The organism is Roseomonas sp. BN140053, from assembly GCF_047690175.1.
GTDB lineage: Bacteria > Pseudomonadota > Alphaproteobacteria > Acetobacterales > Acetobacteraceae > Roseomonas.
Genome location: NZ_JBLLEB010000065.1, coordinates 1 through 11,453, shown reverse-complemented (window position 1 = coordinate 11,453; position 11,453 = coordinate 1). Strand labels below are relative to the sequence as shown.

At 75.9% G+C, this 11,453-nt stretch carries 9 protein-coding genes; all 9 read right to left on the bottom strand.

Features of this window, described 5'->3' with window-relative positions; genetic code table 11:
• Nucleotides 1-178 precede the first annotated feature (178 nt).
• A complete protein-coding gene (locus ACLIBK_RS24885; protein WP_415389999.1) occupies nucleotides 179-1,327 on the bottom strand; it encodes a DegT/DnrJ/EryC1/StrS family aminotransferase in 1,149 nt (382 codons plus the stop codon).
• 20 nt (nucleotides 1,328-1,347) lie between these two features.
• Entirely contained in the window at nucleotides 1,348-2,802 is a 1,455-nt protein-coding gene (locus ACLIBK_RS24880) for a nucleotide sugar dehydrogenase (protein ID WP_415389998.1), read from the bottom strand.
• 120 nt (nucleotides 2,803-2,922) lie between these two features.
• Nucleotides 2,923-4,986: a polysaccharide biosynthesis protein gene (locus ACLIBK_RS24875; RefSeq protein ID WP_415389997.1), complete on the bottom strand. Its 2,064-nt coding sequence runs from the start codon at nucleotides 4,984-4,986 to the stop codon at nucleotides 2,923-2,925.
• Between the two features lie 12 nt (nucleotides 4,987-4,998).
• Nucleotides 4,999-6,240: a glycosyltransferase gene (locus ACLIBK_RS24870; RefSeq protein WP_415389996.1), complete on the bottom strand. Its 1,242-nt coding sequence runs from the start codon at nucleotides 6,238-6,240 to the stop codon at nucleotides 4,999-5,001.
• Complete coding sequence (gene wecB, locus ACLIBK_RS24865) at nucleotides 6,237-7,331, bottom strand: non-hydrolyzing UDP-N-acetylglucosamine 2-epimerase (RefSeq protein ID WP_415389995.1); 1,095 nt, start codon at nucleotides 7,329-7,331, stop codon at nucleotides 6,237-6,239. Before wecB ends, ACLIBK_RS24870 begins: the two co-directional genes overlap by 4 nt.
• Nucleotides 7,328-8,707, bottom strand: a complete 1,380-nt coding sequence (locus ACLIBK_RS24860) for a glycosyltransferase family 4 protein (protein WP_415389994.1) — start codon at nucleotides 8,705-8,707, stop codon at nucleotides 7,328-7,330. The genes wecB and ACLIBK_RS24860 overlap by 4 nt, the downstream gene beginning before the upstream one ends.
• Nucleotides 8,704-9,966: a DegT/DnrJ/EryC1/StrS family aminotransferase gene (locus tag ACLIBK_RS24855; RefSeq protein WP_415389993.1), complete on the bottom strand. Its 1,263-nt coding sequence runs from the start codon at nucleotides 9,964-9,966 to the stop codon at nucleotides 8,704-8,706. Before ACLIBK_RS24855 ends, ACLIBK_RS24860 begins: the two co-directional genes overlap by 4 nt.
• A 300-nt stretch (nucleotides 9,967-10,266) precedes the next feature.
• Complete coding sequence (locus tag ACLIBK_RS24850) at nucleotides 10,267-10,869, bottom strand: sugar transferase (RefSeq protein ID WP_415389992.1); 603 nt, start codon at nucleotides 10,867-10,869, stop codon at nucleotides 10,267-10,269.
• Nucleotides 10,862-11,453: O-antigen ligase family protein (locus ACLIBK_RS24845; RefSeq protein ID WP_415389991.1), on the bottom strand; the 592-nt coding region annotated here is incomplete at its 5' end. The genes ACLIBK_RS24850 and ACLIBK_RS24845, both read right to left, overlap by 8 nt.

Sequence of the window (11,453 nt, the reverse complement as noted above, 5' to 3'; positions counted from 1 at the left end):
CGTCCGTGACTACGAGCGCCTCCCCGAAACCCTCGCGGGCCTGCATCTCGTCGCCTTCGCCTGCCTCATGCTCAAGAACCTCCTCAACCTGGAGCAGGTCCACAACAGCCTCTAGAGCCAACCGGACCCAAGAGGACCCACGAACCCCGCCCGGCGCCGAGAACGACGGTGACGCGCCTCAGAGGTCGGCGAGCACGGCCTCGCAGACGCGGCCGACCTGTTCCTCGTCGAGGTAGGCGTGGATGGGCAGCGACAGGATGCGGGTGCTGACATCCTCGCTGACCGGCAGCGGGGCATAGCCCTGGTGATGCGCCTGGTAGGCGGGCTGCTGGTGCAGCGGCATCGGATAGTAGATTGCGGTGGGGACGTTGCGCGCCTTGCAAGCGTCCAGCACGCGCGGCCGCGACGCCGCGTCGGGCAGCAGGATGGAATAGTAGCCGTGGGCGCTGACGGCGCCGGGGATCTCGGCCGGCACCTGCACGCGGTTGCCCAGGCGCTCCGCGTACCAGCCGGCGACGCGGGTGCGCGCTTCCAGCTCCGGCTCCATCAGCGGCAGCTTGCACAGCAGCACAGCGGCCTGAATCGTATCCAGCCTTCCGTTCATGCCTGTGCGCAGGACCTCGTAGCGGGTCTTGCCCTCGCCGTGCGAACGCAGCGAACGGAACAGCTCGGCGCGATCCGCGTCGTCACACAGCAGCGCGCCGCCGTCGCCATAGGCGCCCAGCGTCTTGGTCGGATAGAAGCTCAGCGCCGTGGCATGCGCCCAGGCGCCGAGGCGCTTGCCGTGCAGGCTGCCGCCGAAGGCCTGTGCCGCATCGTCCAGCGCGAACATCTTCTCCGCCGCGCAGATCTCCTGCAGCGCCGGCCAGTCCGCGGGCAGGCCGAACAGGTCCACGCCCACCACCGCCCGCGGGCGCAACTTGCCCTCCGCCCTGATCGCGTCGATGCGGCGGCGCAGGTCGGCGAGATCGATGTTGTAGGTGCGCGGATCGACGTCCACGAAGACCGGCGTGGCGCCCAGCACCAGCGGCACCTCGGCCGTGGCGGTGTAGGTGAAGGCGGGCAGGAACACCGCGTCGCCGCGGCCGATGCCTTCCGCCATCATGGCGATCTGCAGCGCATCCGTGCCGGAGGACACGCCCACCGCATGCGCGGCGCCGGCATACTCCGCCAGCTTCGCTTCCAGCTCCGTCACCTCGGGGCCCAGCACGAAGCGGCCACTGCCGAGCACGGCGGCGATGCGCCGATCCAGCTCCGCGCGGATCGGCGCCTGCTGCGCCTGCATGTCGAAGAACGGGATGGGGCGGGGCGTGGCGGAAGCGGTCATGTGGTCCAGTCGGGCTCGGTTCAGGCGGGGACGATGTAGGCCCCGCCCTCGCCCCTGGCCAAGTCACCCTTCGTGTCGCCCGGCAACCTTGCCGCAGTGGCGGCCGGCAGGGCGATCGGCCCGGCTGCACATCCGGCTGCTGCACCGGGCGCTGCCGCGGTCGTTACCCCGGGCGGCAGCACCATCGCGCCGCGCAGCGCGCCGCGCGTGTCCACCACGAGTTGCGCGTGCCGCCGCACCAGCTCCAGGTCCATGGCACGGTGCGGCGTCACCAGCATCACCGCGTCCTGCTGCGCCAGCGTGTCCGCGTCCAGCGGCAGGCTGAGCAGGTCCGGCGCCGTGCCGGCCAAGCGCCGCGTGGCGGGAAAGCGCGGCACCAGCGGGTCGTGGTAGCTGAGCTGCGCGCCGTAGCCTTCCAGGATGCGGAAGATTTCCACCGCCGGGCTCTCGCGCGTGTCGGGCACGTCGGGCTTGTACGCCAGGCCCAGCAGCAGCACCCGCGCCCCGCGCAGCGTTTGCCCGCGCGCGTCGAGGGCGTCGCGCAGCCGGTTCACCGCGTAGTGTGGCATGGCGTCGTTGACCCGCCCGGCCAGCTCGATGAAGTCGCTGGGCACGCCCAGCTCGCGCGATTTCCAGGCGAGGTAGTAGGGGTCCACGGGAATGCAGTGCCCGCCCAGGCCGGGGCCGGGGCGGAAGGGCATGAAGCCGAAGGGCTTGGTGGCGGCGGCGTCGATCACCTCGTGCACGTCGAGGTTCATGGCGTGGCAGAGGCGCTTCAGCTCGTTCACCAGGCCGATGTTCACGGCGCGGAACACGTTCTCGTAGCACTTGGCCAGTTCCGCCGCCGCCAGCGAAGACACCGGCACCAGCCCCCCCGCCACCGGCCCGTAGAGCGCCCGCCCCACGGCGAGGCACGCTTCCGTGGCGCCGCCCACCAGCTTGGGCACCCTGCCCACCGTGCCCTCGGGGTTGCCGGGGTCCTCGCGCTCGGGGGAATAGACCGCGAAGGCGTCCTCGCCGACCCGCAGCCCGGCGGCGCGCAGGGCGGGAAACACGAACTCCTCCGTAGTGCCGGGATAGGTGGTGCTTTCCAGCGCCACCACCTGCCCGGGGCGCAGGAAGGGGCCCAGGGCCGCCAGCGTGTCGCGCACCGCCCCCAGGTCGGGTTCCTTGTGCGGCCCGATCGGGGTGGGGACGCAGATCAGGATGGCGTCGCAGCCGGCCGCCGCGTCCATCGCCGCGTGCGCCGTGATGCGCGCCGCCGCCACCCGCGCATCGGCGATGCCGTGCACCGGCGAGCGCCCGGCGGCGATGGCCTGCACCTTGGCCGCGTCGATGTCGAAGCCCACCACGGGGAAGCCCACCTCGGCGAAGCGCAGCGCCAGCGGCAGCCCGGCATAGCCCAGTCCCACCACCCCGATCCGGGCGCTGCGGCTCTCGAGCCGTGCCAGCAGCGACAGGGCGGTGGGTGTCATGGCGCGGGCTCTTTCCGGGTCAGGGAGGAGGGTGTCGGGGCACCGCCGGGGCGCGGCAGCAGTGTTCGCCGGCCGCGGTCGGACGGATCGGGCCCGCCCCGCCGGCCGTGCCCGGACGGATCAAGCCCGCCCCGCCGCGGCGTGGTGCGGGTCGTGGTCGAATTCCGGCACCAGCCGCGACAGCTGCGTCAGCGCGAGGCGGGGCTGGCCGGCGCGGCAGGCGGTGGCGATCTCGTCGATGGCGCGGCCCACCAGGGCGGCGTCGGCGGTGCGCGGCTTGGCCACCAGCAGCCCGGGGAAGCGGGTCGGGCGCGGCGGCTCCTGGCCGTGGAACAACTCCTCGTAGAGCTTCTCGCCCGGGCGCAGGCCGGTGAAGCGAATCTCCACCTCGGCATCCGGGCGCAACCCGGCCAGCCGGATCATGCGGTGCGCGAGGTCCACGATCTTCACCGGCTCGCCCATGTCCAGCACGAAGATGCCGCCCTCGCGCAGCTCCGGCGGCAGCACGTCGCCCGCCGCCACGGTGCCGGCCGCCGCCCGCGGGGCCTCCGCGCCCGTCGTCGCCAGGGCAGCGCCCGCCGCGCCGCCGGCCGGCGGCACCGCGTCGGCCGCCCCCACCACGGAAGCCTGCAGCACCAGCCCCACCGCCTCGCGCACCGTCATGAAGTAGCGGCGCATGTCCGGATGCGTCACCGTCAGCGGCCCGCCGCGCTCCAGCTGGCGGCGGAACAGCGGCACCACCGATCCCGTGGAGCCCAGCACGTTGCCGAAGCGCACGGTGACGCAGCGCATCCCGCCCTGGGCGCGCGCCTGCACGTCCAGCGCCTGGCAGTACATCTCGGCCAGCCGCTTGGAGGCGCCCATCACGGAAGTCGGGTTCACCGCCTTGTCGGTGGAGATCAGCACCATGGCGATCGCCCCCGCCGCCCGCGCGGCGTCGGCCACGATGCGGGTGCCGGCGGCGTTGGTCAGCAGCCCCTCGGCGGGGTCGTTCTCCACCATGGGGACGTGCTTCAGCGCGGCGGCGTGGAACACCAGCTCGGGGCGGGTGTCCTCCATCAGCCGGCGCATCCGGGGCTCGTCGCGGATATCGGCCAGCACGGCGCGGCGCGGCACGTTGGGGTGCCGCTCGCCGAGTTCGAGGTCGATGCCGTAGAGCGCGAACTCGCCGTGGTCCAGCAGCGTCAGCATCGCGGGGCCGAGTGCGGCCACCTGCCGCGCCAGCTCGCCGCCGATGGTGCCGCCGGCGCCGGTGACCAGCACGCGCCGCCCCTGCACCAGCCGCGCCATGCCGGCGCGGTCCAGCGGCACCTGCGGCCGGTCCAGCAGCTCCTCGATGGAAACCGGGCGCAGGTCCAGCCGGCGCGGCCGCGGCGCCCCTTCCGCCCCCGGCGCGTCCTCGCCCGGCACGCTGCCGCCGTCGCCGGCCTCCACCGCGGCGGGGTCCAGCGCCGTGGGGCGCGGCGCGCGGCGCACCGCGACGCCGTGCCGGTCGGCCGCGTCCAGCAGCGCTTCCAGCGGCTTGCCGGCGATGTCGGGGTCCACCAGCACCAGCAGCGCCGGCAGCCGGCCGGAAGCGCGCAGCCGTTCCAGCACCTCCGCCGCGTCGTCCAGCGCGCCCAGGATCGGCACGCCCTGGATGCGCCGCCCCGCCTGCCGCGCGCGCGGCGCCAGCAGCCCCAGCACCCGGAAGCCCGGGGCGCGCTGCCCGGACAGGGCGCGCAGGAACAGGTCGGCGGCATTCACCCCGCCCGCCACCAGCGCCCAGGGCAGCGACACGTCGGTGACGGGGCCGACCCGGTGCGCGTCGCGCCAGCGGCCGATCAGCCGGGCGCCGCCCAGCAGCCCCAGCAGGGCGCCGGCATGCAGCACGGGAAAGGCCAGGCTGGGCGGCCGCCAGGCCTGGAACAGCAGCAGCCCGAGAAAGAACAGCGCCGCCATCACCACCGCGGCACTGGCCACCGCCAGGAGGTCGGGCAGGCCGACGTAGCGCCAGTATTGCCGCGGCAGGCGCAGCGGCAGGGCGCCGGACAGGAAGGCCAGCAGCCCGCCCGCCAGCGCCGGCGGCCACCAGTGCAGCGGCGGCCAGATGCCGGGCGCGGCCAGCCAGAGCGCCAGCGGCAAGGCCAGCGCCGCCAGCAGCAGGTCGAGGGACAGGTTGAGCAGGATACGTCGGGGCGCCATCGCGCGTCCCGTCTAGCCCGCCCGGGGCAGGGGGGCCAACCGGCGATACAGCCCCACCAGCCGCGCGGCCTCCGCGGCCCAGCCGAAACGGCCCAGCGCCGCGTCGCGCCCGGCGCGGCCCAGCGCCTCGCGCCGTCCTGGATCGGACAGCTCGGCCACCGCGGCGGCGATGGCGCCGGGATCGGCGGTGTTCACCGCCAGGCCGCAGCCGGCGTCGCGCACCACGGCAGCGACCTCGGTGGCGAAGTCCGGCACGATCACCGGCAGGCCGGCCAGCATGCAGTCGAACAGCTTGTGCGGCAGCGCCAGGCGGTGGTTCTCCACCCCCGGCTGGAACAGCACCAGCCCGATATCGGCCGAAGCCGCCAGGGCCAGCGCCTCCGCCCGCGGGCGCCAGCCGTGGCGCTCCACCTGGTCGCTCAGTTCCAGCAGCCGGGCGCGGTCCAGGAAAGCGTCCTCGCCGCCGTCGGTGAAGCGCCCCACCAGCCGCAGCCGCGTTCCCGCCGGGCACAGCGCCAGCGCGTCCAGCATCTCGTGCGAGCCGCGCGAGCGGCCCAGCGCGCCCAGGTGCAGCAGCGTCACCGGGCCGGGGCCGTGCCGGCGCGGCTCCAGCGCCGCGGCCTCGGCGTAGTTGCGCACCGCCACCGTGCGGGCGGGGGCGCGGAAATCCGCGTCCAGCCCGTCCTTGGCCACCACCACCGCGTCGGCCGCGGCGGCCATGCGGCGGCAGCACAGGCGGATCGCCGCCCGCGCCACCGGCCGCAGGGCGGGGGGCAGGCGCTCGTCCAGCCGCGACGGGTAGTGCTCGTGCACGTCCAGCACCACCCGCGCGCCGCGGCCGCCGCCGGGCAGCCGCGCCGCCAGGATCGCCGCCAGCCAGCTGTCGGGTTCCGAGGCGTGGATCACCGCCGCGCCGCTGCGCCGCGCCCGCCGCACCAGCGCCGGCAGCCCCAGCACCCGGCCGCGCCAGCCGCGCCGCCGCCGATACGGGGCCAGCGACACGCCCCAGGCCTGCGCCTCGGCCGCCTCGCCGGGGCAGATATGCACCACCCGCCAGCCGGCCGCGGCCAGGGCGGCGCCCTCCTTGCCCACCACGCGAACGTCCTCGGGCGGATGCGCGGCGGACAGCATGGCCACCAGGGGCGCCGCCGCGGGCGGGGCCGCCGCCCCCGGCGCGGCGTTTGCCGCGACGCCCGGCGCGGCCGGCACGGGCAGGCCCCCCGCCATGGCCGGAACCGACGCGGGGCGCTTCACGCCGCCACCCGCAGGGCCGGCAGGATTTCCGCCAGGTGCGCCACCATGCGTTCCCCCGCCCGCCCATCCCAGAGCGGGATCGGGCGCGACCGCGGCCATTGCCCCGCCAGCACCTCCGCCACCGCGTCCGGCAGGACAGCGGGGGACACGAGCCGGTTGGACCCGGCCGCCAGCGTCACCGGCCGCTCGGTGGAGGGCCGCAGGGTCAGGCAGGGCAGGTCCAGCACCGCCGCTTCCTCCTGCACGCCGCCGCTGTCCGTGCAGGCCAGCCGCGCCCCGGCCAGCAGGCCGAGAAAGGCGCGGTAGCCCAGCGGCGGTAGTGGCGTGATGCCGTCCGGCACGCGCAGGCCGAAGCGTTGCAGCCGCGCCGCCGTGCGGGGATGCACGGGCCAGGCGAGCGGCAGCGCCTCGGCCGCGTCGCCGGCCGCGGCCAGCACCTCGGCCAGCGAGGCCGCATCGTCCACATTGGCCGGGCGGTGCAGGGTCAGCACGCCGTACTGCCCGGGAACCAGCCCGGCCGGCAGCGGCTGCGCGCGGGCGGCGGGCAGGGTGCGCAGCAGGCTGTCCACCATGCTGTTGCCCACCGCACGCACGGCGCGGGGGGAATGCCCCTCGCCCAGCAGCCGCGCGGCGGTGGCCTCGTCGGGCGCCCAGAGCAGGTCGCTCACGGCATCCATGGCGCGGCGGTTGATCTCCTCGGGCATGTCGTGGTCGCCGCAGCGCAGCCCGGCTTCCAGGTGCGCCACGGGAATGCCCAGCTTGCGTGCCGCCAGCGTCGCGGCCAGCGCCCCGTCCACGTCGCCGGGCACCACCGCCAGGGCCGGGCGCCGCTGTTCCCACAGCGCGCCGCAGGCCATCAGCGTCCGCCCGGTCAGCTCGGCGTGGCTGCCGCCGGACACGTCCAGCGACACCGCCGGCGCCGGCAGGCCGAGGTCCTCCAGCGGTTCGCGAAACATCGCGGCGTCGTGGTGCTGGCCGGTGTGCACGATCACCGGCGTGGCGCCCAGCGGCCGTTCGCGCAGCGCGTGCCACAGCGCGGCGATCTTGGGCAGGTTGGGCCGCGCGGCGACCACCAGGTGGATCTCGGTCATGCCGGCACCATCGCCAGGGTGGGGCGCGGGGCGGGAAAGACCGCGGCCTCCACCACCTCGCACAGGCGGCGCGCCTGCAGGCGGCGGTCCCAGCGCGCCACGGCCTGGGCGCGGGCGGCGCGGCCCATCGCCTCGCGCCGGGCGGGATCGGCCGCCAGGAAGGCCAGCGCCGCCGCCAGCGCGTCCGGGTCGGCGGGCGGCACGGCGATGCCGCTGGGCGCGGCGCCGGCAGGGGCGGCTTCCAGCAGCCGCGCGGCGCGGCCCGGCACGTTGCTCACCACCGGCCGCCCCGCGGCCAGCCCGTCCATCAGCTTGTTGGGCGCCGTCCATTCGGCGAATTCCGGCACGTCGGCCAGGCAGTGCAGCACCACCTGGCTGCCCGCCAGCAGCGCCGCGAGTTCCGTCTTGGGCAGCGGGTCCAGGAAGCCGAGGTTGTCCAGGCCGCGCTGCGCCGCCGCGGCGCGCAGCCGCGGCTTCTCGCCGCCATCGCCCACCAGCAGGATGCGCACCCGCCCTTCGCCCCGCGCGCGCAGCGCGGCGGCGGCGTCCAGCAGCAGGTCCAGCCCGTTGGCGCGGCCATGCGCGCCGGCATACACCGCCAGGCATTCCCAGGGCGCCACGCCGGGCGGCCGCCAGGGCGCCACCTGCGGCCCGAACAGGTCGAGGTCGCAGCCGTTGGGTACCACGTGCACCCGCGCCGGATCGGCGCCGCGCGCCAGGGCGGTGTCGGCCATGCCCTCCGTCAGCCCGATCACGGCGGCGGCTTCGCGGCAGGCCGCCCCGGCGAGGCGCTCCATGCCCGCCAGCGCCCAGGACGCGGGCAGGCGGGACGCGCCGCTTGCCCGGCCCGCCAGCAGCGCGCGGGGCAGTTCGGGCCAGGGGTCGCGGATCTCGAACACGAAGGGGGTGCCGCGGCGCCAGCGCGCCAGCAGCGCCGGCACCGCCACGGTCAGCGGGGTGGAGGAGGCCAGCACCACGTCCCACTCGTCGCGCATCGCCAGGGCGGCGGCGCGGGCGGCGAAGCGGGCGAAGCTCAGGCCTCGGGCGCGCAGCCGCTGGTTGTTGCCGCAGGGGATGTCGAACTCCACCACGGTGAAGCCGCCCACCCGGCCGGAGCGCCGACCGTTGCGGAACGGGCCGCTCAGCCCGGTGGCGGCACCCTCGTAGCGGCCGCAGGCCAGGGTGACGCGGTGGCCGCGTGCCGCCAGCGCCGCCGCCATGGCGTGCGAGCGCGTGGCGGTGGCGCCGCCGGGGCCGGAATAATGCTGGTGCAGGTACAGCACCCGGCGCGACCCGGTGCCCGGGCCGCCGCCGATTCCCACGGCGCCGCTGCCCGGGGCGCCCAGCCGGCCGGCACCGGCCTCCGCGGCGCTCATGCCCTGGCGCAGCCGCGCACCACCTCGATCACCCGCTCCTGCTCGGACACCGACATGGCGCCGGAAGGCAGGCACAGCCCGCGCTCGAACAGCCCCGCCGCCACGCCGGGCCCCACGAAGCCGGCGCCGCGAAAGGCGGGCTGCAGGTGCAGCGGCTTCCACAGCGGCCGGCTCTCGATGCCGGCGGCGTGCAGGGCGCGGCGCACCGCCTCGCGGTCGGCGCCGAACACCGCGGGGTCGAACAGCACGGTGCTGAGCCAGCGCGACGAGCGGCCCCAGGCCGGTTCCGGCATGAAGCTCACGCCCGGCAGGTCGCCCAGCCCGGCGAGATAGCGCGCGAACACCGCCCGCCGCTGCGTCACCCGTTCTTCCAGGTGCAACAGCTGCGCCATGCCCACCGCGGCCAGCACGGAGGACAGGCCGTAGGAATAGCCGATCGTGTCGTGCTGGTAGTGCGCCCCGGCTTCCCGCGCCTGGCTGGCCAGGAAGCGCGCCCGCGCCACCAGCCGCTCATCGTCCGAGGCCAGGGCCCCGCCGCCGCCGGCGGTGATGATCTTGTTGCCGTTGAAGGAGAAGGCCGCGAGCTGCGCCCCCTGGCCGGCCGCGCGGCCGCGCTGCGTGGCGCCCAGCGCCTCGGCGCTGTCGCTCATCACTGCGACCCCCCAGCGGTCGCAGATGGCCACGATGGTGTCGAGGTCGCAGCACTGGCCGTAAACGTCCACCGGCACCACCACCCGCGGCAGCTTGCCGACCCGTGCCGCGCGGGCCAGCTCGGTGCGCAGCAGCTCGGGGTCCAGGGTCCAGCTGTCCGGGCACACGTCCAGAAAGGTCGCCACCGCGCCCATCTGCACCGCCGGTGCCACCGTGGCCACGAAGGTGAAGCTGCTGGTCCAGACGCCGTCGCCGGCCGCCACGTCCAGCACCCGGTAGCCCAGGTGCAGCGCCGCGGTGCCGGAGGACACGGCCGCGACGTGCTCGAACCCCGTGGCGCGGCCCAGCGCCGCCTCGAAGGCGCGGGGCACCGGCCCGGCGGGCGCGATCCAGCCGCTGTCCAGCGTGGCGCAGAGCGCGGCGTACTCGCTGCCGGCCAGCTGCGGCGGCGACAGGTGCAGCCAGCACGGCGTGGCCTGGGGCGGCAAGGCTTCCGCCAGGGCCGCCGGCGGCCCTGGCGGCGAAGTGCTGCTTTGCGGAAATGCGACGATGTTGCCCGGGCCCGTGTCGGCCTGGTTCGCCCCCGATTGGATAAAACGCAGGGTCATCGCGAACGCCACCCACCTTCAGATGTCTGACAATGCACAGCAGACAGGATGGCTCGGGTGGTTGCAACCAAGTTTCACAACCTGAAGTAAAAATTAGATGGTTCGTCCACCCGCACGGCAGAAATGACGCAGTTCGGTGCCAGGATCGGTTGCGGAGACCAGTCGGTCCGGGTGCTGGTACCGTATCCGCCGGTATCGACTCGCGTCAAAAATCTTAGCGCATGTCCAGATTGATCGGAGTCGAAGCTTTTCGGTGGTTATGCCGAGCCGTGCTTCCGCATGCTCCCCGCTGCCGCCGGGTCAGCCGTCCAGGCGTGGGCTGGTCGGGTGGGCGGGGGCGTGCACGCCCTGCCCGCGCAGCAACACCCCCAGGCTGCCCAGCGCGGCGGCGCAGTCGCCGCCCAGCGACACGCGCTCGGCGTAGCGGGCGTCCCATTCCAGCCGCTCCGCCCAGGGCAGGGCGTTGCGGCCCCGCGCCACCGCCAGCCCCATCAGCCCCGGCCGGACCCGCAGCCGCCCGCGCTGCCGCGGCGTGAACAGCGGGATGTAGTCCAGCGGCAAGGGCCGCGGCCCCACCAGGCTCATCTCGCCGCGCAGCACGTTCAGCAACTGCGGCCACTCGTCCAGCGCGCTGGCGCGCAGCACCCAGCCGAAAGCGGTCAGCCGCGCCCCGTCGGGCTCGCCGGGCCAGGCGGCCGGGCGCATGGAGCGCAGCTTCAGCACCGTGAAGGGCACCCCGTCCCGCCCCGCCCGCACCTGCCGGAACAGCACCGGCCGCCCCAGCGCCAGCCGCACCGCCAGCGTCGCTAGCCCCAGCAGCGGCGCCAGCAGCACCAGCAGCGACCCCGCCAGCAGCGCGTCCAGCGGCCGCTTGCAGCGCCGCGCGTAGAAGCCGTCAGACACGCCGGGCCGCCACCGCGGCCGACAAGGCGAGGCCCAGCGCGAACCACACCATGCGGTTGCCCAGGTCGGTGGACACCATGGCGCCGATCGACACCGGCAGCACCAGCGCCACCAGCCGCCCGGCGCGTTCCGGCCCCACCGCGCGCAACTGCCCCAGCAGCAGCAGCGCGCCGCCGCCGAAGGCGCCCAGCCACAGCGCCAGGCCGGGCAGCCCGCCCTCGGCCAGGGCTTCCAGCGCGTGGTTGTGCGGGTACAGGCCGCGCCGCTCGCCCAGCCCGGCGGCCAGGGTGAAGCCGCCGGTGCCCAGGCCCAGCGGCGCCGCCTCGCCGGCCCAGTCCAGCGCCGCCGCCCACAGCACCGGCCGGGCGGAAGCCGCCAGCCCTTCCCCGGTGAAGCGTTCCAGCGTCCGCAGCGCCGAGGCTCCCCCGGGCGCGGCCAGCAGCACCGCCAGCGCCGCCGCCCCGCCGAGCGCCGCGGCGCCCGCCCAGCCCAGCGCCGCCCCGCGCCGCCCGGCCGCCCAGAACCGCGCCGCCGGCGCCAGCGCCACCGCCGCCCCGGCCGAGAGCAGCGCCGCCCGCCCGCCC